The organism is Actinacidiphila sp. bgisy167 (genome assembly GCF_965342175.1).
Classification (GTDB): Bacteria; Actinomycetota; Actinomycetes; order Streptomycetales; family Streptomycetaceae; genus Actinacidiphila.
In genome coordinates, this window is record NZ_CBDRBL010000096.1 from 1 (window position 1) to 24002 (window position 24002).

Annotated in this window: 21 protein-coding genes; 18 read left to right on the top strand and 3 right to left on the bottom strand. The window is 73.1% G+C overall.

Annotation, left to right across the window (positions count from 1 at the left end; all coding sequences use genetic code 11):
• Window positions 1–282: 282 nt before the first annotated feature.
• Window positions 283–783: a transcriptional regulator BldD gene (gene bldD, locus ACRWND_RS26815; protein WP_319134973.1), complete on the bottom strand. Its 501-nt coding sequence runs from the start codon at window positions 781–783 to the stop codon at window positions 283–285.
• A gap of 297 nt (window positions 784–1080) precedes the next feature.
• Here bldD and pyrR point away from each other — a divergent pair, with 297 nt between their 5' ends.
• The 15 genes from pyrR to ACRWND_RS26890 all read left to right on the top strand — a co-directional run bounded on the left by pyrR (window position 1081) and on the right by ACRWND_RS26890 (window position 18460).
• Window positions 1081–1653: a bifunctional pyr operon transcriptional regulator/uracil phosphoribosyltransferase PyrR gene (gene pyrR, locus ACRWND_RS26820; RefSeq protein ID WP_431953783.1), complete on the top strand. Its 573-nt coding sequence runs from the start codon at window positions 1081–1083 to the stop codon at window positions 1651–1653.
• Between the two features lie 120 nt (window positions 1654–1773).
• Complete coding sequence (locus tag ACRWND_RS26825) at window positions 1774–2757, top strand: aspartate carbamoyltransferase catalytic subunit (protein WP_431953785.1); 984 nt, start codon at window positions 1774–1776, stop codon at window positions 2755–2757.
• The gene (locus ACRWND_RS26830; RefSeq protein WP_431953787.1) at window positions 2754–4052 is read left to right on the top strand and encodes a dihydroorotase; all 1299 of its coding nucleotides are present in this window, start codon (window positions 2754–2756) and stop codon (window positions 4050–4052) included. The genes ACRWND_RS26825 and ACRWND_RS26830 overlap by 4 nt, the downstream gene beginning before the upstream one ends.
• Window positions 4049–4609, top strand: coding sequence for a hypothetical protein (locus tag ACRWND_RS26835; protein ID WP_431953788.1), 561 nt, complete (start codon window positions 4049–4051; stop codon window positions 4607–4609). Before ACRWND_RS26830 ends, ACRWND_RS26835 begins: the two co-directional genes overlap by 4 nt.
• Window positions 4606–5745 carry a glutamine-hydrolyzing carbamoyl-phosphate synthase small subunit gene (gene carA / locus ACRWND_RS26840; protein ID WP_431953790.1) on the top strand — a complete coding sequence of 380 codons (1140 nt, stop codon included), beginning with the start codon at window positions 4606–4608 and terminating at the stop codon, window positions 5743–5745. Before ACRWND_RS26835 ends, carA begins: the two co-directional genes overlap by 4 nt.
• Window positions 5738–9049 carry a carbamoyl-phosphate synthase large subunit gene (gene carB, locus ACRWND_RS26845; protein ID WP_431953792.1) on the top strand — a complete coding sequence of 1104 codons (3312 nt, stop codon included), beginning with the start codon at window positions 5738–5740 and terminating at the stop codon, window positions 9047–9049. The genes carA and carB overlap by 8 nt, the downstream gene beginning before the upstream one ends.
• Before the next feature lie 75 nt (window positions 9050–9124).
• Window positions 9125–10237, top strand: coding sequence for a quinone-dependent dihydroorotate dehydrogenase (locus ACRWND_RS26850; protein ID WP_431953794.1), 1113 nt, complete (start codon window positions 9125–9127; stop codon window positions 10235–10237).
• Complete coding sequence (gene pyrF / locus ACRWND_RS26855) at window positions 10234–11070, top strand: orotidine-5'-phosphate decarboxylase (protein WP_431953796.1); 837 nt, start codon at window positions 10234–10236, stop codon at window positions 11068–11070. Before ACRWND_RS26850 ends, pyrF begins: the two co-directional genes overlap by 4 nt.
• 224 nt (window positions 11071–11294) lie before the next feature.
• On the top strand, window positions 11295–11618 hold the full coding sequence (locus ACRWND_RS26860) for an integration host factor (RefSeq protein ID WP_018564176.1): 324 nt from the start codon (window positions 11295–11297) through the stop codon (window positions 11616–11618).
• Window positions 11619–11656: 38 nt separating this feature from the next.
• The gene (gene gmk, locus ACRWND_RS26865) at window positions 11657–12214 is read left to right on the top strand and encodes a guanylate kinase (protein WP_431953799.1); all 558 of its coding nucleotides are present in this window, start codon (window positions 11657–11659) and stop codon (window positions 12212–12214) included.
• 29 nt (window positions 12215–12243) lie between these two features.
• Window positions 12244–12516 (top strand): DNA-directed RNA polymerase subunit omega, encoded by a 273-nt coding sequence (gene rpoZ, locus ACRWND_RS26870; protein WP_018564174.1) that lies wholly within the window; start codon window positions 12244–12246, stop codon window positions 12514–12516.
• A gap of 104 nt (window positions 12517–12620) precedes the next feature.
• Window positions 12621–13829, top strand: a complete 1209-nt coding sequence (coaBC, locus tag ACRWND_RS26875; protein ID WP_431953801.1) for a bifunctional phosphopantothenoylcysteine decarboxylase/phosphopantothenate--cysteine ligase CoaBC — start codon at window positions 12621–12623, stop codon at window positions 13827–13829.
• A 205-nt stretch (window positions 13830–14034) separates the two neighbouring features.
• Entirely contained in the window at window positions 14035–15243 is a 1209-nt protein-coding gene (gene metK, locus ACRWND_RS26880) for a methionine adenosyltransferase (protein ID WP_431953803.1), read from the top strand.
• 506 nt (window positions 15244–15749) lie between these two features.
• Window positions 15750–17897 (top strand): primosomal protein N', encoded by a 2148-nt coding sequence (locus ACRWND_RS26885; protein ID WP_431953805.1) that lies wholly within the window; start codon window positions 15750–15752, stop codon window positions 17895–17897.
• Window positions 17898–17992: 95 nt separating this feature from the next.
• Window positions 17993–18460 (top strand): GNAT family N-acetyltransferase, encoded by a 468-nt coding sequence (locus ACRWND_RS26890; protein ID WP_431953807.1) that lies wholly within the window; start codon window positions 17993–17995, stop codon window positions 18458–18460.
• Between the two features lie 196 nt (window positions 18461–18656).
• Here the strand turns inward: ACRWND_RS26890 and ACRWND_RS26895 are convergent, their stop codons facing one another.
• Window positions 18657–19172, bottom strand: a complete 516-nt coding sequence (locus tag ACRWND_RS26895) for a hypothetical protein (RefSeq protein WP_431953809.1) — start codon at window positions 19170–19172, stop codon at window positions 18657–18659.
• Window positions 19173–19356: 184 nt separating this feature from the next.
• Between ACRWND_RS26895 and def the strand changes: the two genes are divergently transcribed.
• The 3 genes from def (at window position 19357) to ACRWND_RS26910 (ending at window position 22440) form a co-directional block, all read left to right on the top strand.
• Complete coding sequence (gene def, locus ACRWND_RS26900; RefSeq protein WP_431953811.1) at window positions 19357–19902, top strand: peptide deformylase; 546 nt, start codon at window positions 19357–19359, stop codon at window positions 19900–19902.
• 32 nt (window positions 19903–19934) lie between these two features.
• The gene (fmt, locus tag ACRWND_RS26905; protein WP_431953813.1) at window positions 19935–20867 is read left to right on the top strand and encodes a methionyl-tRNA formyltransferase; all 933 of its coding nucleotides are present in this window, start codon (window positions 19935–19937) and stop codon (window positions 20865–20867) included.
• A gap of 76 nt (window positions 20868–20943) precedes the next feature.
• The gene (locus ACRWND_RS26910; protein ID WP_431953815.1) at window positions 20944–22440 is read left to right on the top strand and encodes an RsmB/NOP family class I SAM-dependent RNA methyltransferase; all 1497 of its coding nucleotides are present in this window, start codon (window positions 20944–20946) and stop codon (window positions 22438–22440) included.
• Between the two features lie 80 nt (window positions 22441–22520).
• On the opposite strand, the gene ACRWND_RS26915 is transcribed toward ACRWND_RS26910, so the two are convergent.
• Complete coding sequence (locus tag ACRWND_RS26915; RefSeq protein ID WP_431953817.1) at window positions 22521–23678, bottom strand: glycoside hydrolase family 19 protein; 1158 nt, start codon at window positions 23676–23678, stop codon at window positions 22521–22523.
• Window positions 23679–24002: the final 324 nt, after the last annotated feature.

A 24002-nucleotide genomic window follows, 5' to 3' on the forward strand; every position in this document is an offset into this window, starting at 1 on the left:
ACCCCTCCCCCCCCCCCCCCCCCCCCCCCCCCCCCCCCCCCCCCCCCCCCCCCGGGCCCGTGGCGCGTCCGGACGCGTGCGGAGCGCCGCCCGGGACGGGAGCGGCGCGGGAGACGGGGCGGCGGCGGGCGGCCGCGGTGATGGGGCCGCCTGACGACACGGCCCGGCGACAGGACCTGGCGCCCGGGTCCGGTCGGCTCCGGGGCGGAAAACACAACCGCCCCCAAGGCGCGGCCTTGCGGCCGCGCCTGGGGGGCGGGACGTTTCTGCTTCCCGAGGGCGTCAGCCCTCCTCGTGCTGGACCGCGCGCCGGGCGTCCGCGTCGAGGACGCCCCAGCCGATCAGCTGCTCGGTCAGGACCGAGGGCGACTGGTCGTAGATGACGGCCAGGGTGCGCAGGTCGTCCTGGCGGATCGACAGCACCTTGCCGTTGTAGTCGCCGCGCTGGCTCTGGATGGTGGCGGCGTAGCGCTGCAGCGGACCGGCCTTGTCGGACGGCACCTGGCTCAGCCGCTCGAGGTCGAGGACGAGCTTCGGCGGCGGCTCGGCGGCACCGCCGGGCGCGGAACCGGGCAGCAGCTCCTGCACCGGAACGCCGTAGAAGTCGGCGAGCTCGGCGAGGCGCTGCACGGTCACGGCGCGGTCGCCGCGCTCGTAGGAACCGACCACCACGGCCTTCCAGCGGCCCTGGGACTTCTCCTCGACGCCGTGGAGGGAGAGTCCCTGCTGCGTGCGGATGGCGCGGAGCTTCGCTCCGAGCTGCTTGGCGTAATCGCTGGACATATGGCTCCCCGGACGGAAACTCAGTAACTCACTGTGAGGTTACGCAGCGTAATTGGAATCCGTCAAGCCGAATGGTCCACACCGGTCCCCCGGAAGAGCGAGGAATGGCCGGTCAGCGGCCTTTCGGCCGTGATCCGCGGTCGATCGTGGTACGGGCTGCGGATCGGCCCGGGAGGCCGCGCCAGGAGGCCGCCAGGCCCCCGCGAGGAGTGCGCCTGGGTGCCTGATACCGTGGAGCCGTACGTTTTGGCGTCCTTTAAGGCCCGTCCCGTGAGGCGGGGAAGGAGGTCCTTTTTCATGGCCACCATCGGTCCCGGCCCGGCCCGGCCCGTTCTCGAGGCCCCGGACATCGCGCGGGTGCTGACCCGTATCGCCCACGAGATCGTCGAACGCGCCAAGGGCGCGGACGACGTGGTGCTCCTCGGCATCCCGACCCGCGGCGTCCACCTGGCCCGCAGGCTCGCCGACAAGCTCGACGAGATCACCGGCGGCAAGGTCCCGGTCGGCTCGCTCGACATCACCATGTACCGCGACGACCTGCGGCTCGGTCCGGCGCGCGCGCTCGCCCGCACCGACATCCCCGCCGACGGGGTGGACGGCCGGCTGGTCGTCCTCGTCGACGACGTGCTGTTCTCCGGCCGCACGATCCGCGCCGCCCTCGACGCCCTCGGCGACATCGGACGCCCCCGCGCCGTCCAGCTCGCGGTCCTGGTCGACCGGGGTCATCGAGAGCTGCCCATCAGGGCCGACTACGTCGGCAAGAACATCCCCACATCGCTGCGCGAGACCGTCAAGGTCCACCTGGCCGAGGAGGACGGGCGCGACTGCGTCCTGCTCGGCGTACGCGACGGCTCCCCGGCGGACGAGTAGCCCGGGAGCGCCCCGGTTCCGGGGCAGCGCCCTGCCCGCCCGTCCCACCCCCGGCCTGCCCGGGAGACGTGGCGTGCCGCCCCACAGTCCGCCCCCGCACGCATCCTCCGGAGTGACCCGATGAAGCGCCACCTGATCTCGGCCGCCGACCTCACCCGCGACGACGCCCTCCTCGTGCTCGACACGGCCGAGGAGATGGCCCGCGTGGCCGACCGGCCCATCAAGAAGCTGCCGACCCTGCGCGGCCGCACGGTCGTCAACCTCTTCTTCGAGGACTCGACCCGCACCCGCATCTCCTTCGAGGCCGCCGCCAAGCGCCTGTCGGCCGACGTCATCAACTTCTCCGCCAAGGGCTCCTCGGTGTCCAAGGGCGAGTCCCTGAAGGACACCGCTCTCACCTTGGAGGCCATGGGCGCCGACGCCGTCGTCATCCGGCACCACATGTCCGGCGCCCCCCACCGGCTGGCCTACTCCGACTGGATCGGCGGCAGCGTCGTCAACGCCGGCGACGGCACCCATGAGCACCCCACGCAGGCGCTGCTGGACGCCTTCACCATGCGCCGCCACCTTTCCGGGCCGGGCCGCGACCTGTCCGGCCGCCGCATCACGATCGTCGGCGACGTGCTGCACAGCCGCGTGGCCCGCTCCAATGTGCTGCTGCTGAACACGCTCGGAGCCGAGGTCACCCTGGTGGCGCCGCCCACCCTGCTGCCGATCGGCGTCGAGGACTGGCCCTGCGAGGTCTCCTACGACCTGGACGCGGTGCTCGCCAAGTCCGACGCCGTGATGATGCTGCGCGTCCAGCGCGAGCGCATGAACGCCGCCTTCTTCCCCACCGAGCGCGAGTACTCCCGCCGCTACGGCCTCGACGGCCACCGGATGGCCGCGCTGCCCGAGCACGCCGTCGTGATGCACCCCGGCCCGATGAACCGCGGCATGGAGATCACCGCCGAGGTCGCCGACTCGCCGCGCTGCACCGCCGTCGAGCAGGTGAAGAACGGCGTCAGCATCCGCATGGCGGTGCTGTACCTGCTGCTCGGTGGCGCCGAGCCCGCCGTCTCCGCCCCCGCCCCCGCCCGCACCGAGGAGAACAACCAAGCATGAGCGCGACCCCGAAGACCCTGATCCGCGGCGCGAGGATCCTCGGCGGGCAGCCGCAGGACGTCCTGATCGACGGCGAGACCATCGCCGAGGTGGGTCCGCGCCTGACCGCCCCCGAGGGCGCCACCGTGGTCGAGGCCGGGAGCAAGGTCCTCCTGCCGGGACTGGTCGACCTCCACACCCACCTGCGCGAGCCCGGCCGCGAGGACTCCGAGACCGTCCTCACCGGCACCCGCTCCGCCGCCGCGGGCGGCTACACCGCCGTCCACGCGATGGCCAACACCTTCCCCGTCGCCGACACCGCCGGTGTCGTCGAGCAGGTCTGGCGCCTCGGCCGCGAGCACGGCTACTGCGACGTCCAGCCGGTCGGCGCCGTCACCGTGGGCCTGGAGGGCAAGCAGCTCGCCGAACTCGGCGCGATGGCCGACTCCGCCGCCGGTGTGCGGGTCTTCTCCGACGACGGCAAGTGCGTCGACGACGCCGTGATCATGCGCCGCGCCCTGGAGTACGTGAAGGCCTTCGACGGCGTCGTCGCCCAGCACGCCCAGGAGCCCCGGCTGACCGAAGGCGCCCAGATGAACGAGGGCGTCGTCTCCGGAGAGCTCGGCCTGACCGGCTGGCCCGCCGTCGCCGAGGAGTCGATCATCGCCCGCGACGTGCTGCTCGCGGCGCACGTCGGCTCGCGCGTGCACATCTGCCACCTGTCGACGGCGGGCTCGGTCGAGATCGTCCGCTGGGCCAAGTCCAAGGGCTGGGACGTCACCGCCGAGGTCACCCCGCACCACCTGCTCCTCACCGACGTGCTGGTGCGCACCTACAACCCGGTCTACAAGGTCAACCCGCCGCTGCGCACCGAGGCCGACGTCATGGCGCTGCGCGAGGCGCTCGCCGACGGCACGATCGACTGCGTCGCCACCGACCACGCCCCGCACCCGCACGAGGACAAGGACTGCGAGTGGGGCGCGGCGGCCATGGGGATGATCGGGCTGGAGACCGCGCTGTCGGTCGTCCAGCACGCCATGGTGGACACCGGCCTGCTCGACTGGGCCGGAGTCGCCGACCGGATGTCCTCCCGCCCCGCGGCGATCGGCCGCCTGTCCGGCCACGGCCGGCCGGTGGCGGCAGGCGAGCCCGCGAACCTCACCCTGTTCGATCCGGCATACCGTGGTGTGGTGGATCCCGCGGGCTTCGCCTCCCGCAGCCGCAACACCCCCTACGAGGGTCTGGAGCTGCCGGGCCAGGTGTTCGCCACCTTCCTGCGGGGCAAGGCGACGGTCATGGACGGGAAGCTCACGTGACACCTGTGCTCCTCATCGCGGCGGAGAAGCACTCCGCCGAGGTCACCGACTGGGCGGCCCGCATCGGCTGGGTCGTCGGGCTGCTGCTCTTCATCGCGCTCGTCTACTGGCTCATGCGCCAGGGCTGGAAGTGGCGCGGGACCCTGCAGAGCGACCTGCCCGCGCTCCCCACCGCCCCCGAACAGCCCGGCGAGCCGCTGCTGACTCTCACCGGCCGCTACCACGGCAGCACCACCGCCGGGCAGTGGCTGGACCGCGTCGTCGCCCACGGCCTCGGCGTGCGCAGCCGGGTCGAGCTCACCCTCACCGACCAGGGGCTCGACGTCGACCGCACCGGGGCGCCCGGCTTCTTCGTCCCGGCCGCGCAGCTGCGCGGAGCACGCCTCGACAAGGGGATCGCCGGCAAGGTCCTCACCGAAGGCGGCCTGCTGGTGGTCACCTGGGCGCACGGCGACCGGCTGATCGACTCCGGCTTCCGCTCGGACCACGCCGCCGAGCACGCCGCATGGGTCGAGGCCCTGAACACTCTCACGCACGACCAGGAAGGCGCACGATGACGACCTCCGCCCAGCGGCCCGCCCGGGTCCCTGCCGTACTCGTCCTGGAGGACGGCCGCACCTTTCGCGGCCGCGCCTACGGGGCCGTGGGGACGACCTTCGGCGAGGCCGTCTTCTCCACCGGCATGACCGGTTACCAGGAGACCCTGACCGACCCCTCGTACCACCGCCAGGTCGTCGTCATGACCGCCCCGCACGTCGGCAACACGGGCGTCAACGACGAGGACCCGGAGTCCTCCCGCATCTGGGTGGCCGGCTACGTCGTCCGCGACCCCGCCCGCGTGCCCTCCAACTGGCGCTCCCGCCGCAGCCTGGACGAGGAGCTGACCCGCCAGGGCGTCGTCGGCATCAGCGGCATCGACACCCGGGCGCTCACCCGCCACCTGCGCGAGCGCGGCGCGATGCGGGTCGGGATCTTCTCCGGCGACAAGGCGCGCACCGACGAGGCCGTGCTCCTGGCCGAGGTGCGGGGCGCCCCCGAGATGACGGGCGCGGACCTGTCCGCGGAGGTCGCCACCAAGGAGCCGTACGTCGTCCCGGCCGTCGGCGAGAAGAAGTTCACCGTCGCCGCCCTGGACCTCGGGATCAAGGGCATGACCCCGCGGCGCATGGCCGAACGCGGCATCGAGGTGCACGTCCTGCCCGCGGACGCCTCCCTTGAGGAGGTCTACGCGGTCAACCCGGACGGCGTCTTCCTCTCCAACGGCCCGGGCGACCCGGCCACCGCCGACCTGACCGTCGTCCAGGGCGTCCTGGAGCGCCGGACCCCGCTGTTCGGCATCTGCTTCGGCAACCAGCTGCTCGGCCGCGCCGTCGGCTTCGGCACCTACAAGCTGAAGTACGGCCACCGCGGCATCAACCAGCCGGTCCAGGACCGCACCACCGGCAAGGTCGAGGTCACCGCGCACAACCACGGCTTCGCCGTGGACGCGCCGCTCGACCAGGTCACCGACACCCCGTACGGGCGGGTCGAGGTCTCCCACGTGTGCCTCAACGACAACGTGGTCGAGGGCCTGCGGCTGCTCGACACCCCCGCCTTCAGCGTCCAGTACCACCCCGAGGCGGCAGCAGGTCCGCACGACGCCGCGTACCTGTTCGACCGCTTCGTGAAGCTCATGGAGGGCCAGCGTGCCTAAGCGCACCGATATCCAGTCCGTCCTGGTCATCGGCTCCGGCCCGATCGTCATCGGCCAAGCCGCGGAGTTCGACTACTCCGGTACCCAGGCCTGCCGCGTGCTGCGCGCCGAGGGCCTGCGCGTGATCCTGGTCAACTCCAACCCGGCCACGATCATGACCGACCCCGAGATCGCCGACGCCACCTACGTCGAACCGATCACCCCCGAGTTCGTCGAGAAGATCATCGCCAAGGAGCGCCCCGACGCACTCCTGCCCACCCTGGGCGGCCAGACCGCACTCAACACCGCCATCTCGCTCCACGCGGCGGGCGTCCTCGACAAGTACGGCGTCGAGCTCATCGGCGCCAACGTCGAGGCCATCAACAAGGGCGAGGACCGCGAACTGTTCAAGGAGGTCGTCGAGGCCGTCCGCGCCAAGATCGGCCACGGCGAGTCCGCCCGCTCGGTCATCTGCCACACCATGGACGAGGTGCTCGCGGGCGTCGACGCCCTCGGCGGCTACCCCGTCGTCGTCCGGCCGTCCTTCACCATGGGCGGCGCCGGCTCCGGCTTCGCCCACGACGAGGAGGAGCTGCGCCGCATCGCCGGCCAGGGCCTGACGCTCTCCCCGACGACCGAGGTGCTCCTGGAGGAGTCGATCCTCGGCTGGAAGGAGTACGAGCTGGAGCTGATGCGCGACAAGCACGACAACGTCGTGGTCGTCTGCTCCATCGAGAACTTCGACCCCATGGGCGTGCACACCGGCGACTCCATCACCGTCGCGCCCGCCATGACGCTGACCGACCGCGAGTACCAGATCCTGCGCGACATCGGCATCGCCGTCATCCGCGAGGTCGGCGTCGACACCGGCGGCTGCAACATCCAGTTCGCGGTCAACCCCGAGGACGGCCGGGTCATCGTCATCGAGATGAACCCGCGCGTCTCGCGCTCCTCGGCGCTCGCGTCCAAGGCGACGGGTTTCCCGATCGCCAAGATCGCCGCCAAGCTCGCGGTCGGCTACACCCTCGACGAGATCCCCAACGACATCACCGAGCAGACCCCGGCCTCCTTCGAGCCGACGCTCGACTACGTCGTCGTCAAGGTGCCGCGCTTCGCCTTCGAGAAGTTCCCCGCCGCCGACGCCACCCTCACCACCACCATGAAGTCGGTCGGCGAGGCCATGGCCATCGGCCGCAACTTCCCCGAGGCGCTGCAGAAGGCGCTGCGCTCCCTGGAGAAGAAGGGCAGCCAGTTCGCCTTCAGCGGCGACCCGGGCGACAAGGACGAGCTGCTGCTCGCCGCCCGGCGCCCCACCGACGGGCGGATCAACACCGTCATGCAGGCGATCCGGGCCGGCGCCACCCCGCAGGAGGTCTTCGACGCCACGAGGATCGACCCCTGGTTCGTCGACCAGCTCTTCCTGATCAAGGAGATCGCCGACGAGCTCGCGGCAGCCGGAAAGCTCGAGCCCGAGCTGCTCGCCGAGGCCAAGCGGTACGGCTTCTCCGACGCCCAGCTCGCCGAGATCCGCGGCCTGCGCGAGGACGTCGTCCGCGAGGTCCGGCACGCTCTCGGCGTCCGGCCGGTCTACAAGACCGTCGACACCTGCGCCGCCGAGTTCGCCGCCCGCACCCCGTACTTCTACTCGTCCTACGACGAGGAGAGCGAGGTCGCCCCGCGCGAGAAGCCCGCGGTGATCATCCTGGGCTCCGGCCCGAACCGCATCGGCCAGGGCATCGAGTTCGACTACTCGTGCGTGCACGCCTCCTTCGCGCTGAGCGACGCGGGCTACGAGACCGTCATGGTCAACTGCAACCCCGAGACCGTCTCCACCGACTACGACACCTCCGACCGGCTCTACTTCGAGCCGCTCACCCTGGAGGACGTCCTGGAGATCGTCCACGCCGAGCGGCAGGCCGGCCCCGTCGCGGGCGTCGTCGTCCAGCTCGGCGGGCAGACCCCGCTCGGCCTCGCGCAGGCGCTCAAGGACAACGGCGTGCCGGTCGTCGGCACCTCGCCCGAAGCCATCCACCTCGCCGAGGACCGCGGCGCCTTCGGCCGCGTCCTGGACCAGGCGGGCCTGCCCGCCCCCAAGCACGGCACGGCCACCACCTTCGAGCAGGCCAAGGCCATCGCCGACGAGATCGGCTACCCCGTCCTGGTTCGGCCCTCCTATGTGCTCGGCGGCCGCGGCATGGAGATCGTCTACGACGAGACCCGCCTCGCCGCGTACATCGCCGAGTCCACCGAGATCGGCCCCGACCGGCCGGTGCTGGTCGACCGCTTCCTCGACGACGCGATCGAGATCGACGTCGACGCGCTCTACGACGGCCACGAGCTCTACCTCGGCGGCGTCATGGAGCACATCGAGGAGGCCGGCATCCACTCCGGAGACTCCGCCTGCGCCCTGCCCCCGATCACCCTCGGCGGCCACGACGTCAAACGGCTGCGCGCCTCCACCGAGGCCATCGCCAAGGGTGTCGGCGTCCAAGGCCTGATCAACATCCAGTTCGCCCTGGCCGGGGACATCCTCTACGTGCTCGAGGCCAACCCGCGGGCCTCCCGGACCGTCCCCTTCACCTCCAAGGCGACGGCGGTCCCGCTGGCCAAGGCGGCCGCCCGCATCTCGCTCGGCGCCACCATCGCCGAACTGCGCGCCGAGGGCCTGCTCCCGGCCCACGGCGACGGCGGCACCCTGCCGATGGACGCGCCGATCTCCGTCAAGGAGGCGGTGCTTCCCTGGAGCCGCTTCCGCGACGTGCACGGCCGCGGTGTGGACACCGTCCTCGGCCCGGAGATGCGCTCCACCGGCGAGGTCATGGGCATCGACTCGGTCTTCGGCACCGCCTACGCCAAGTCGCAGGCCGCCGCCTACGGCGCGCTGCCGACCAAGGGCCGCGCCTTCGTCTCGGTCGCCAACCGGGACAAGCGCGCGCTGATCTTCCCGGCACGGGCGCTGGTCGACCACGGTTTCGAGCTGCTGGCCACCTCCGGCACGGCCGAGGTGCTGAGGCGCAACGGCATCGAGGCCACTGTGGTGCGCAAGAAGAGCGAGGGCACCGGCCCAGGCGGCGAGCCGACCGTCATCGAGCTCATCCACGAGGGCGCCATCGACCTCATCGTCAACACCCCGTTCGGCACCGGCGGACGCCTCGACGGCTACGACATCCGCACCGCGGCCGTCGCCCGCGGCGTGCCGTGCCTGACGACGGTGCAGGCCCTCGCCGCCGCGGTGCAAGGCGTCGACGCGCTGAACCGGGGCGACGTCGGGGTCCGCTCGCTGCAGGAACACGCGCGGCGTCTGACCGCCGCCCGCGAGGCGTAGGCGAAGCAGGGGGACACCGAACCGGTGTCCCCCTCTTCACGCGCACCGTCCCCTCGCCGCCGCGGAAGGCCTCGCATGTACTCCCTCCTGTTCCACCTGTTCTTCAAGCGCCTCGACCCCGAGCGGGCCCACCACCTCGCCTTCGGCTGGATCCGGCTCGCCGCCCGGATCCCCGTCCTGCGCACCTTCGCCGCCGCGCTGCTCGCGCCGCGCTACCCCGTCCTGCGCACCGAGGCGCTGGGCCGCCGGATGCACGGACCGTTCGGGCTCGCCGCGGGCTTCGACAAGAACGCCGTCGGCATCGACGGGCTCGCCATGCTGGGCTTCGACCACGTGGAGATCGGCACCGTCACCGGCGAGCCGCAGTCCGGCAACCCGCGGCGGCGGCTCTTCCGCCTGGTCGCCGACCGCGCCCTGATCAACCGCATGGGCTTCAACAACGACGGCTCGGCCGCGGTGGCCGCGCGCCTGGCCGCCCGCAGGGCCGTCTTCCCGACCACGGTCGGCGTCAACATCGGCAAGACCAAGGTCGTCCCGGAGGAGGAGGCGGTCGCCGACTACGTCACGTCCGCCGAGCGGCTCGCCCGGCACGCCGACTACCTCGTGGTCAACGTCTCCTCGCCCAACACCCCCGGGCTGCGGAACCTGCAGGCCGTCGAGCACCTGCGCCCCCTGCTGAGCGCGGTGCGCGAGGCGGCGGACCGCACCGTCACCGGCCGCCGCGTGCCGCTGCTGGTCAAGATCGCCCCCGACCTCGCCGACGAGGACGTGGACGCCGTCGCCGACCTGGCCGTCGAACTCGGCCTGGACGGCATCATCGCCACCAACACCACCATCGCCCGCGACGGCCTCGGCCTGCGTTCGGACGCCGCCCTCGTCAAGGAGACCGGCGGACTGTCCGGCGCCCCCCTGGGGGAGCGCTCCCTGCAGGTGCTGCGCCGGCTGTACGCCCGCGTCGGCGACCGCGTCACCCTCGTCGGGGTGGGCGGAGTCGAGACCGCCGAGGACGTCTGGCAGCGCATCCTGGCCGGCGCCACCCTCGTCCAGGGCTACAGCGCCTTCGTCTACCGGGGTCCCTTCTGGTGCCGCACGATCCACCGGGAGCTCGCCGCGCTGCTGCAGTCCAGCCCGTACGCCACCCTCGCCGACGCCGTCGGCGCCGAAACCCGGAAGGAAGTCGCACCGTGACGAACCCCGAACCCTTCGGTGCCCGGCTGCGCCGCGCCATGGACATCCGCGGGCCGCTCTGCGTCGGCATCGACCCGCACTCCTCCCTGCTGACCGCCTGGGGCCTCCAGGACGACGTCGCCGGCCTGGAGCGGTTCACCCGCACCGTGGTGGAGGCCCTGGCCGACCGGGTCGCCGTCCTCAAGCCGCAGAGCGCCTTCTTCGAGCGCTTCGGTTCCCGCGGCGTCGCCGTCCTGGAGACGGCCGTCGCCGAGGCCCGTGCGGCCGGCGCCCTGGTGCTGATGGACGCCAAGCGCGGCGACATCGGCTCGACCATGGCGGCGTACGCCTCTGCCTACCTCGACCCCGCCTCGTCGCTGTTCTCGGACGCGGTCACCGTCAGCCCGTATCTGGGCTTCGGCTCTCTGCGCCCCGCCCTGGACGCCGCCCGGACGAGCGGCAGCGGGGTCTTTGTGCTCGCCCTGACCTCCAACCCGGAGGGCGCGGAAGTGCAGCGGTCAACCGCGGCGGGCGGCGAGTCCCTCGCCCAGGTGATGCTGAACCACATCGCGGCCGAGAACGAGGGTGACGTGCCGCTCGGATCGGTCGGCGCGGTCGTCGGCGCCACGCTCGAGCAGGCGGGTGTGGACCTCTCCGTGAACGGGCCCCTCCTCGCCCCCGGCATCGGTGCCCAGGGGGCCACCGCGGCCGACCTTCCCAGGGTGTTCGGGGATGCGGTGCGCAACGTGGTGCCGAGCGTCAGCAGGAGCGTGCTGCGGCACGGACCGTCCGTCCCGGCGCTGCGCGAAGCTGCCGAAAGGGAGGTCGCCGAGCTCGCCGCGGTCGTCAAGTAGAGGTCAAGACGTCCGGAAACCTGCGCAGATTTGTCCTAAAAGTCCTGGTCGGTTGACGCTGACCAGGACTTTTCTTCTTGTTTGCGCTGACTGCGGCCGCTGGGGCCGCTAGTCTCCGACCAGAGCGCGCATCATGCGCGTTTCACGTTGCCCCCGCAGGCAGGGGGCGACTAGGTTCCACACCGGTCCGTATCCGACAGTTCTACACCCGAGGTGACGTAGGCGTGGCTCTTCCGCCCCTTACCCCTGAACAGCGCGCTGCCGCGCTCGAGAAGGCCGCTGCGGCTCGCCGGGAGCGCGCCGAGGTCAAGAATCGGCTCAAGCACTCCGGCGCCTCGCTGCACGAGGTCATCAAGCAGGGCCAGGAGAACGACGTCATCGGCAAGATGAAGGTCTCCGCTCTCCTGGAGTCCCTGCCCGGCGTGGGCAAGGTCCGCGCCAAGCAGATCATGGAGCGGCTCGGCATCTCCGAGAGCCGCCGGGTCCGCGGGCTCGGCTCCAACCAGATCGCGTCCCTGGAGCGGGAGTTCGGCAGCCCCGCTGCCTGACGTTCCCAGCACCCTCCGGGAACCGGGATAATCGCTCCATGAGTGAACGTCCGCGGCTGACCGTGCTCTCCGGCCCCTCGGGGGTCGGCAAGAGCACGGTCGTCGCTCATATGCGCACAGTCCACCCCGAGGTGTGGCTCTCCGTCTCGGCCACCACCCGCAAGCCCCGCCCCGGTGAGAAGCACGGGGTGCACTACTTCTTCGTCGAGAACGACGAGTTCGACAAGCTGATCGCCAACGGCGAACTGCTGGAGTGGGCGGAGTTCGCGGGGAACCGTTACGGCACGCCGCGCCAGGCGGTGCTGGAGCACCTCGAGGCCGGTGAACCGGTCCTGCTGGAGATCGACCTGCAGGGCGCCCGCCAGGTGCGGGAGTCGATGCCCGAGGCGCAGTCGGTCTTCCTCGCGCCGCCGAGCTGGGACGAACTGGTCCGCCGGCTCACCGGCCGGGGCACCGAGGCTCCCGAGGTCATCGAGCGCCGGCTGGAGGCCGCACGGGTCGAGCTGGCGGCCGAGCCGGAGTTCGACACCACCCTGGTGAACACCTCCGTCGAGGACGTCGCGCGCGAGCTGCTAGCCTTGATGGCTGTAGCCTGATCTTTTTGTACCCAATCGGAAGGTAGAGCGTGTCCTCTTCCATCACCACGCCCGAGGGCATCATCAACCCGCCGATCGACGAGCTGCTCGAGGCCACCGACTCGAAGTACAGCCTCGTGATCTACGCGGCCAAGCGTGCCCGTCAGATCAACGCCTACTACTCGCAGCTCGGCGAGGGCCTGCTCGAGTACGTCGGTCCGCTCGTGGACACCCACGTGCACGAGAAGCCGCTGTCGATCGCGCTGCGCGAGATCAACGCGGGTCTGCTGACCTCCGAGGCCGTCGAGGGCCCGGTCCAGTAGCCCGCGCCCAGGCGTCAGACCACGGGCCCGGCGGTTCGACCGCCGGGCCCGTGGTGTGTCATGGGTGCGTACGCACCACGGTCCAACACAGCGCGGGAGAGACGATGGGCAAGCCGCAGGTCGTCCTGGGCGTGAGCGGCGGGATCGCCGCTTACAAGGCGTGTGAGCTGCTGCGGCGGTTCACCGAGTCGGGACACGACGTCAGGGTCGTGCCCACGGCCTCGGCGCTGCACTTCGTCGGTGCGGCCACCTGGTCGGCGCTGTCGGGCAACCCCGTCTCGACCGAGGTCTGGGAGAGCGTCCACGAGGTGCCGCACGTACGCATCGGGCAGGGCGCGGACCTGGTCGTCGTCGCCCCGGCCACCGCCGACGTGCTCGCCAGGGCCGCCCACGGGCTCGCCGACGACCTCCTCACCAACACCCTGCTCACCGCACGATGCCCTGTGGTGTTCGCGCCCGCGATGCACACCGAGATGTGGGAGCACGCGGCCACCCAGGAGAACGTGGCGACCCTGCGCCGCCGGGGCGCCATCGTCCTCGAGCCCGCCGTCGGGCGCCTGACCGGGGTCGACACCGGAAAGGGCCGGTTGCCCGAGCCCGCCGAGATCTTCGAGGTCTGCCGCCGGGTGCTGCTGCGCGGCCCCCGCGCACAGGAGACGGACCTGGCCGGACGCCATGTCGTCATCAGCGCCGGCGGCACCCGCGAGCCCCTCGACCCCGTCCGCTACCTGGGCAACCGCTCCTCCGGCAAGCAGGGCTACGCCCTCGCCCGTACGGCCCTCGCCCGGGGCGCCCGGGTCACCCTGGTCTCCGCCAACACCGACCTCGCCGACCCGGCGGGGGCGGACGTGGTGCGCGTCGGCACGGCGGTGCAGCTGCGCGAGGCCGTGCTGAAGGCCGCGTCCGACGCCGACGTGGTGGTGATGGCGGCCGCTGTCGCCGACTTCCGACCGGCCCGGTACGCCGAAGGGAAGATCAAGAAGAGGGACGGCGAGGACCCCGCGCCTGTGGAGCTGGTGCGCAACCCCGACGTGCTCGCCGAGCTCTCCGCCGAACGGCCGCACCCGGAGCAGATCGTGGTGGGCTTCGCCGCCGAGACCGACGACGTCCTGGCCAACGGTCGCGCCAAACTCGCCCGCAAGGGCTGCGACCTGCTGGTCGTCAACGAGGTGGGGGACCACAAGGCCTTCGGGTCCGAGGAGAACGAGGCTGTCGTGCTCGGCGCCGACGGCAGCGAGACGCCCGTGCCGTACGGGCCGAAGGAGGCCCTGGCCGAGCAGGTCTGGGACCTGGTCGCCGCCCGTCTGACCTGACGACACTTCGGGACCGGTGCGGCTGGGCTACTGGCGTTCCGTCCTCAGGTGATGCACAGTGTCGCAGGTCACGGCATCTCCAAGGTGCGAGACGCCGTGTCCTTGCCCATGAGCCGGACGATAAACTGACCCATGGCCCGCCGGGCGCAGCCCCGAGCGAGCCGCCAATGATCAGCCAGCAGCCGCTGCAACCCCAGGGAGCGATGTGTCCCGCCGCCTGTTCACTTCGGAGTCCGTGACCGAGGGCCACCCCGACAAGATCGCTGACCAGATCAGCGACACGATCCTCGACGCACTGCTCAAGGAGGACCCCTCCTCGCGCGTCGCCGTCGAGACGTTGATCACCACCGGTCTGGTGCACGTCGCCGGGGAGGTCACCACCAAGGGCTACGCGGACATCGCGACCCTGGTGCGGAACAAGATCCTCGACATCGGCTACGACTCGTCGAAGAAGGGTTTCGACGGCGCGTCCTGCGGTGTCTCGGTCTCCATCGGCGCGCAGTCCCCGGACATCGCGCAGGGTGTCGACGCGGCCTACGAGAGCCGGGTCGAGGGCGACGACGACGAGCTCGACCGGCAGGGCGCCGGCGACCAGGGCCTGATGTTCGGCTACGCCTGCGACGAGACCCCCGAGCTGATGCCGCTCCCGATCACCCTGGCGCACCGGCTCTCGCGGCGGCTCACCGAGGTCCGCAAGAACGGGACCATCCCCTACCTGCGGCCCGACGGCAAGACCCAGGTCACCATCGAGTACAACGACGACAAGGCCGTGCGCCTCGACACCGTCGTCGTCTCCTCGCAGCACGCCAGCGACATCGACCTCGAGTCGCTGCTCGCCCCCGACATCCGCGAGTTCGTCGTGGAGCCGGAGCTCAAGGCGCTGCTCGACGACGGCATCAAGATCGACACGGAGGGGTACCGGCTGCTGGTCAACCCCACGGGACGCTTCGAGATCGGTGGCCCGATGGGCGACGCCGGCCTCACCGGCCGCAAGATCATCATCGACACCTACGGCGGCATGGCCCGCCACGGCGGCGGCGCCTTCTCCGGCAAGGACCCGTCCAAGGTCGACCGCTCCGCCGCGTACGCCATGCGCTGGGTCGCCAAGAACGTCGTCGCCGCGGGCCTCGCCTCACGCTGCGAGGTCCAGGTCGCGTACGCGATCGGCAAGGCCGAGCCCGTGGGCCTGTTCGTGGAGACCTTCGGCACCCACACTGTCGACCACGAGAAGATCGAGCAGGCGATCAGCCAGGTCTTCGACCTCCGGCCGGCCGCGATCATCCGTGACCTCGACCTGCTCCGTCCCATCTACGCGCAGACAGCGGCGTACGGGCACTTCGGCCGGGCGCTGCCGGACTTCACCTGGGAGCGCACCGACCGTGTCGAGGCGCTGCGCCAGGCGGCCGGCCTCTGAGCGCTTTTCAGGACGTGTGAACGGCCCCGGACCGCTGCCGGTCCGGGGCCGCGGTACGCGTGGACGCGGGCGCAGGCCGGAAGTCTGCGGCCGTCGCCCGTCAGGTGATGCCGCAGGCGAACGCGCCGCTCGGGGCCGCTGAGGTCGCGGGACGGCGCGGCGGCGTCCCGGGCACGCTGCCGCGTGCCCGAGAGGTTCGGGCTCGGGCGTCATCACCAGGGCCGAACCGGGTGAGGGCCTGAGAGCCCGGGCGTGCGACGTCCAAGGACGGCCCGCTCGTCGCGGACCGCGGTGGGGGCAGCCGGGCCGCAGCTCGTCTGCGGCCGCACCGTAGTCCACCGTGGTGCGTCGTTCCCGGTGGTCGCCTGGTCGCCTGGCCGCATCGGGCGATGCTCGCGTGGCTGGAGGCATGCGGGCGCCCGCGCTGCCCAGCGGCGTCGTCCCCCGCGTGCTCGGGTGCTCCGCGGCGGCGACCGGTGTCCGAGGCGTCTGGTAACACTGAGGCTGTGAGCAGCGAGGACGAGCGGCAGATGTCCCCGGCGGCGGAGCCGCACGGGGGAGAGCAGCTCGCGCTCATCCGGGAGACGGTGCGCAAGGCCAAGGAGCCGCGCGCCAAGCCGCGGACGTGGCGGGGCGCGGCGCTGGCCGGGGAGCTGCCGGTGGCCCGCGTCCTGGTCGACAAGGGCCTGCTCCACCTCGACCAGTACTTCGACTACGCGGTCCCCGCCGCCATGGACGCCGACGCCCAGCCCGGCGTGCGCGTCCGCGTGCGCTTCGGCGGCCGGGTCGTCAAGGGGGGCCGCCGGGAGGGCGGGGAGCTGCACGACGGCTTCGTCGTCGACCGGCTGCCCGAGAGCGACTATCGCGGGCCCCTCGCCCCGATCGCCCAGGTCCTGTCGCCCGAGCCCGTGCTGACCCCCGGCCTGCTGCGGCTGTGCCGGGCCGTCGCCGACCGCTACGCGGGCGCCCTCGCCGACATCGTGCAGCTCGCGGTGCCGCCGCGCCGGGCCAGGGCCGAGGCCGAGCCGGTAGGGGATCCGCTGCCGGCGCCCCGCCCGCCCGAGCCCGGGCCGTGGGCGCGGTATCCGACCGGGCCCGCTTTCCTCCAGGCGCTGGCCCGCGGGGACACCCCGCGGGCGGTGTGGACGGCGCTGCCCGGGCCCCACTGGCCAGAGGAGATCGCCCGCGCCATGGCGGCGGCGCTCGCCTCGGGCCGCGGCGCGCTGGCCGTCGTGCCCGACGGCCGCGCCGCCGCCCGCGTCGACGAGGCGCTGACCGCCGTCGTCGGCCAGGGCCGCCATGTGCTGCTGACCGCCGACGCCGGACCGGAGGAGCGGTACCGCCGCTGGCTCGCGGTGAGCCGGGGCAGCGTGCGCGCCGTCGTCGGCACCCGGGCGGCGATGTTCGCACCCGTGGCGGATCTCGGACTCGCCGTGCTCTGGGACGACGGCGACTCCAGCCACGCCGAGCAGCACGCGCCGCAGCCGCACGCCCGGGACGTCCTGCTGCTGCGTGCCGCAGAGGAACGCGCGGGCTTTCTGCTCGGTGGCCTCACCTGCACCGTCGAGGGCGCCCAGCTGGTCGACACCCACTGGGCGCTGCCGCTGACGGCACCGCGCGAGCGGGTACGGGCCGCCGCGCCCCTGATCCGCACGGTCGGCGAGGGCGACGAGGCGCGGGACTCCGCCGCGCGCGCGGCTCGCTTGCCGTCGGTGGCCTGGCAGGTGACGCGGGACGCGCTGCAGCGCGGCCCGGTGCTGGTGCAGGTGCCCCGGCGCGGCTATGTGCCGAGGCTGGCCTGCGAGCGCTGCCGCGAGCCCGCCCGGTGTGCGCACTGCGCGGGGCCGCTGCAGCTCGGCGACGGGGAGAGCGCGCCGCACTGCGGCTGGTGCGGGCGGCCCGAGGCGGCCTGGCACTGCAAGGAGTGCGGCGGTTTCCGGCTGCGCGCCCAGGTGGTCGGCGCCCGGCGCACCGCAGACGAGCTGGGCCGCGCCTTCCCCAAGGTGCCGGTGCGGACCTCCGGGCGCGACGGCGTGCTGGCCTCCGTGCCGGCCACGCCCGCGCTGGTGATCTCGACACCGGGTGCGGAACCGGTCGCCGAGGGCGGCTACGCGGCGGCGCTGCTGCTGGACGGCTGGGCTCTGCTGGGCCGCCCGGACCTGCGGGCCGGGGAGGAGACGCTGCGCCGCTGGGCCGCTGCGGCGGCGCTGGTCCGCCCGGCCGGCGAGGGCGGCACGGTGGTCGTCCTCGCGGAGCCCACCCTGCGGCCCGTGCAGGCCCTGGTCCGCTGGGATCCGGTGGGCCACGCCGTTCGTGAACTGGCCGAACGCGCCGAGCTGGGCTTCCCGCCGGTCTCCCGCATGGCGTCGGTCAGCGGCCGCCCGGCCGCGGTCGCCGACCTGCTGGCCACGGTCCGGCTCCCGGAGGGCACCGACGTCCTCGGCCCGGTGCCGCTGCCGATCACCGACCCCGCGCGGCCGCGCCGCTTTGGGGACACCCCGCCCGGCGAGCGCTGGGAACGTGTGCTGCTGCGAGTGCCGCCCGGCAACGGCGCGGCCCTGGCGGCCGCCCTGAAGGCCGCGCAGACCGCCCGCATCGCGCGCAAGGAGCCCGATCCGGTCCGGGTCCGCATCGACCCGCCCGACATCGGTTAGCGCCCCGGCGGCGTCGGTACGTGGGATGAGCGGGACCGCGCCGCAGGGGACGGCGGCCGGAGAAGCGCTTGACATGCCCGCCTAGGGTTCCGGGTATGACCAGCTCGCTCCGGCTGGAGAAGATCACCCCTGACAACGTCGACACCGCGATCGCCCTGAGAGTCCGCCCGGACCAGGAGCACCTGGTGGCGCCGGTGGTGAAGTCCCTCGCCGAGGCCTACCCGTACGGTCGGACGGCCTGGCCCCGGCTGATCGTCGACGGCGACCGGCCCGTCGGCTTCCTCATGGCCTTCTTCGACATCGACTTCGCGGCCGGCGGAAACGGCACCGACCTCCGCTCGGGCCTGTGGCGCCTCGCCATCGCGGCGGGTGAGCAGGGCCGCGGCTACGGACGGTTCGCCGTCGAGTCCGTGGTGGAGGAGGTCCGCCGCCGGGGCGGCACACGGGTCACCACCTCCTGGCATCCCGGCGAGGACGGCCCGGAACGCTTCTACCTGGGGCTGGGATTCCGCCCGACGGGGGAGAGCAGCGGCGGTCAGACCGTGGGCGAGTCGGAGTTGTAGTCGGCTCCGGTTCCTGTTCCGGTTCCTGTTCCGGCTACGGTCGGCTTCCGGTTCTTGTCCCGGTTCCGGTCGGCGCCCCGCGGCGCACCGGCGGCCCTGACCGCGGCGCGGCGTCCCTGCCGCCCGTATCCGCCCGCCCCGGCGGCCGTCCTGCCGGCGCTGCGGACGGCGGGGCGGACGTGCCCGGGACCGCGGCTCAGCCCGTGCGCGGGGAGGGGAGGGCGCCGGGAACGGCTTCGTCGCGCGCGGCGGGAGCCGCGGGCACCGCGGGGGCGGGCATCGCGCGGGCCGGGGGCACGGTGGGCACGACGGCCGGAGCCGGGGGCTCGCTGTGCACCTCCGCCGCCGCCGCTCCGCCCGGCGCCGAGCGCCGGTTGCCGTAGCGCCGGTGCACGGCCTGCTTGGTGACGCCCAGCGCGGAGCCGACGGCGTCCCAGCTGAAGCCGAGGGAGCGGTCGAACTCGACGGCCGCGGTCACCAGGGTCTCGACGCTGTCCCGCAGTTCCTGGGCGAGCCGGACGGTGGGGGCGGGGGCGCGGCCGTAGACCACGAATCCCGCGGACGGCCCGCCGCGGCGGGGACGGTAGACGTTGCCCAGCTGGGTGGTGAGGGTGCGCAGGGCGTCGACCTGTCGGCGGACCCGCTCGATGTCCCGCACCAGCAGGTGAAGGCTCGCCCTGGCCTGGGCGTCATGAGTTGCGTGTTCGGGCATCAACTGGCCTCTCGAACCGGCTCTTGTGGGTCAAACTCCATTGACAACGCGCCAGACTCCCGTGGAGTCACGCCTCAGGGGCGCATCGCATCCCGCGGGGGGCGTGCGCGAGGGTGCGCGCCCCCGCCCCACCGGCCCATAGACTGGGGCTCTTGAGCTGTCGCCGTCCACTACGGAGCCCCGCGTGCCCATCCAGCCGATCCGCCTGCTCGGCGACCCCGTGCTGCGTATGGCGGCGCAGCCCGTGACCGTCTTCGACAAGGAGCTGCGCACCCTCGTCAAGGACCTCGAGGACACCATGCGGGACGCCCCCGGCGCCGGCCTGGCGGCCCCTCAGATCGGTGTCTCGCTGCGGGTGTTCACCTACCACGTCGACGGCGAGCTGGGCCATCTCGTCAATCCGGACCTCAGCCTGAGCGAGGAGGAGCAGGACGGCCCCGAGGGCTGCCTGTCCCTGCCCGGGCTGCGCTTCGACACCAAGCGCGCCTACGGCGTCGTCGCCAAGGGCTTCACCATGTACGGCGACCCGGTGACCATCGAGGGCACGCAGATGCTCGCCCGCTGCATCCAGCACGAGACCGACCACCTCGACGGCATCATCTTCATCGACCGCCTCGACGGCGAGCAGCGCAAGGCCGCGATGAAGGCGATACGCGAGGCGGAGTGGGCCGGCCAGCCGGCGCCCCAGGTCCGGGTCTCCCCGCACAGCACATTCGGCCGCGCACTGTAGGGCCGCGCTCCGCAGAAAGGCATTCCGCACGCATGAGGCTCGTCTTCGCCGGCACCCCCGAGGTCGCCGTGCCCGCCCTCGACGCCCTGATCTCCTCCGGCCGGCACGAGGTCGTCGCCGTGGTCACCCGGCCCGACGCCACGGCTGGCCGCGGCCGCAGGCTCGTCGCCAGCCCGGTGGCACAGCGCGCGGAGGAGGCCGGTATCGAGGTCCTCAAGCCCGCCAGGCCCCGCGACGAGGACTTCCTGGCCCGGCTGCGCGAGATCGCCCCCGACTGCTGCCCGGTCGTCGCCTACGGCGCGCTGCTGCCCCGCGTCGCCCTCGACGTCCCCGCCCACGGCTGGGTGAACCTGCACTTCTCGCTGCTGCCCGCCTGGCGCGGTGCCGCCCCGGTGCAGCACGCCGTCATGGCGGGCGACGAGGTCACGGGGGCGTCGACCTTCCTCATCGAGGAGGGCCTGGACTCCGGACCGGTCTACGGCGTCGTCACCGAGGACGTCCGCCCCCGCGACACCAGCGGCGACCTGCTCACCCGGCTCTCGCACAGCGGGGCGAAGCTGCTCGCCGCCACCATGGACGGCATCGAGGACGGCGCGCTGGTCGCCCGGCCGCAGCCCGCCGAGGGCGTCAGCCTGGCCCCCAAGATCACCGTCGACGACGCCCGCGTCGACTGGCACGCCCCGGCCCTGCGGGTGGACCGGGTGGTCCGCGGCTGCACCCCGGCGCCCGGCGCCTGGACGGTCTTCCGCGGTGAACGCCTCAAGGTGGGGCCCGTCCTGCCGCGGCCCGAGCGCACCGGCCTGGCCCCCGGCGAGCTGGAGGTCACCAAGCGCGCCGTCTACGTGGGCACCGGCAGCCACGCCGTGGAGCTCGGGGAGGTGCGTCCGCAGGGCAAGAAGCCGATGTCCGCCGCCGACTGGGCGCGCGGCGTCCGCGTCCCCTCCGGGGAGCGGCTCGGCGCCTGACCGCGCCCCCCACGTACGCTCGAAGCGGGGCGCACCGCGCCCACCGCACCACCGACACTTCCGGAGTACCTTCCACGTGAGCGAACCGTCGCGCCGCCGTCCGCGTCCCGCCGCCCGCCAGGGCCGCAGCCAGGGCGGGCCGCCGCCGGGCGGCCGGCCCTACCGCAAACCCCAGCGCGACCCCGTGCGCATCCTGGCGTTCGAGGCGCTGCGGGCCGTCGACGAGCGGGACGCGTACGCCAACCTGGTGCTGCCGGCGCTGCTGCGGGAGGCCGAGGCGGAGGCGGCGCGCAAGGGGCGTGACTTCGGCCGGCGCGACGCCGCACTCGCCACGGAGCTGGTGTACGGTACCCTGCGCCGGCAGGGCACGTACGACGCCGTGATAGCGGCCTGCGTCGACCGGCCGCTGCGCGAGGTCGACCCGCCCGTACTGGACGTGCTGTCGCTCGGCGCCCACCAGCTGCTGGGCACCCGCATCCCCAGCCACGCCGCCGTCTCCGCCACCGTCGACCTTGCCCGCGTGGTCCTCGGCGACGGGCGGGCGAAGTTCGTCAACGCGGTGCTGCGCCGCATCGCCGCGCGGGATCTGGACGCCTGGCTGGACGAGGTGGCGCCGCCTTACGACGAGGACCCCGAGGACCACCTCGCCGTCGTCCACTCGCACCCCCGCTGGATCGTCTCGGCCCTGTGGGACGCCCTCGGCGGGGGTCGCGCGGGCATGGAGGCACTGCTGGCGGCCGACAACGAGCGCCCCGAGGTCACCCTCGTCGCACGTCCCGGCCGTGCCACCCCGCAGGAACTCGCCGACGCGCTCCCCGCGGACACCACCCTCCCGGGCCGCTGGTCGCCCTGGGCGGTGCGGCTCGCCGAGGGCGGCGACCCCGCGGCGATCCAGGCGGTGCGCGAGGGCCGCGCAGGCGTCCAGGACGAGGGCAGCCAGCTCGTCGCCTCCGCCCTTGCCGCGGCGCCGCTCGGCGAGGGCCCCGACCGGCGGTGGCTGGACGGCTGCGCGGGCCCCGGCGGCAAGGCGGCGCTGCTCGGCGCGCTCGCCGCGGAGCGGGGGGCGGCCCTGGTCGCCTCCGAGAAGCAGCCGCACCGGGCCCGGCTCGTCGCCCGCGCCCTCGCCGGCAACCCCGGGCCGTACGAGGTGATCGTGGCCGACGGCACCCGTCCCGCCTGGCGTCCCGGTGCCTTCGACCGGGTCCTGGTCGACGTCCCCTGCACGGGTCTCGGCGCCCTGCGCCGCCGACCCGAGGCCCGCTGGCGCCGGCGCCCCGAGGACGTGCCGGGCTTCGCGCCCCTGCAGCGGGGGCTGCTGGAGTCCGCGCTGCGCGCGGTGCGCGTCGGCGGGGTCGTCGGTTATGCGACCTGCTCGCCGCACCCCGCTGAGACCCGCGCCGTCGTCGAGGACGTCCTGGCCCGCCCGGGCGCCGTCCCCACCGAATGGGTCGACGCCCGCCCTCTCATGCCCGGGGTCCCCGACCTCGGCGACGGCCCCGACGTCCAGCTCTGGCCGCACCTGCACGGCACCGACGCGATGTACCTCGCCCTGCTGCGCCGTACCGGGGAGTGACCGCGCGCGGGTGCGGCCCCACGGTGCGGGCCGCACCCGCGCGGCGGGTGCTCAGCGGCGCCTGTCAGTCCTGAGCGGCCTCAGCAGTAGAGGTTGCCGCCCGGGCTGACCCCGAGGATGGCCGTGAACTGCTGGTACGAGCTCACGCGGCTCTGCACCTGGGCCGGGTTGCGGCCGTCGCACTCGAGGGAGCCGTTGATGGAGCGGATGGTCTGACCGAAGCCGGCCTGGTTCACCATGGCGTTGTGCGGGGTCATGGTGCCGGGACCGCTCTGGGTGTTCCAGTACCACAGGCCCGTGCGCCAGGCCACGGCCGCGTCCTGCTCCACCCGCCAGGGGTTGTTCAGCAGGTCGATGTTCAGCGCGTCGCCCGCCGCCTTGTAGTTGAAGTTCCAGCTGAGCTGGATCGGGCCGCGGCCGTAGTAGGCGGACTGGCCGGCCGGGCAGCCGTAGGGCTGGCCCCAGTCGCAGTAGTGCGAGTAGTTGGCGGTGTTCTGCTCGACCACGTGGACCAGACCGCCCGTCTCGTGGCTGACGTTGGCGAGGAACGCGGCGGCCTCCTGCTTCTTCACCGTGTCACTGCCGGAGTTCGCGAAGCCGGGGTAGGAGCTCAGGGCCGCGACCAGGCCGCTGTAGGTGTAGAAGCCGCTGCGGCCCGGGAACATCTGGTTGAACTGCGCCTCGCTGACCACGAATCCGGACGGGTTCGTGCCGCCGCCACCACCGCCCCCGCTCGCGGGGGCGTTCCACTTCTGGTTCGCCCCGCCCGTGCAGGACCAGATCTGCAGCCGGGTGCCGTTGGCCGAGTTGTTGTCACGGACGTCCAGGCACTTGTCGGCGGCGGGGTTGACGATGTCGCGGGCCGCGGTGACGACCCACTGCTGGTTGGCTCCGCCGGTGCAGTCCCACAACTGGACCGAGGCCCCGTTGGCGGTGCTGCGCTCGACGACGTCGAGGCACTTGCCGAGTGCGCGCAGTGTGCCGTCGCCGGGGTTGGACCAGCGCTGGGCGTTGGTCCCGTTGCAGTCGTAGAGCTGTACGGCGGTGCCGTTGGCACTGTTCGCCGCGGCGACGTCGACGCACTTGCCCGCCAGGCCGCTGATCTGGCCGTCCGCCGCCCGGGCGGTCGGCGCCGAGACGAACAACGCGACCAGGAGCGCCGCGAGGACGGCGAACACCGCGGACGGACCGAGGGCGGTGCGCCCTGCGGGGAGCCGCCCGGTGAGAGACGTGGACATGGGTGAGTCGCTCCTTACCCGGCTCTGGGCCGTGATCGTGGGGGAGGGAGCTTGTGGGGTGCTCCGCACGGCAGGCGCGGTGGCGCACAGGAGGTCACGCAGGCGCGCCCTGTCATGCGTCGTGTCCCGGGGCGGTGCGAACTTCCCTACGGCACCGTCCCGTTGAGCCCAACTAGGTCTAGACCATGCCAGCGTGACGGGAGCACGTCAAGGGTTGGGAAGCGGGCGGAGCGGCGCCGTGTGCGCACCCCCGTCCTCCCCGTCGGGCCGCACCGGAGAGAATCGTCGTGGAACTGCAGGGCCGCACCGGGGGGGGGGGGGGGG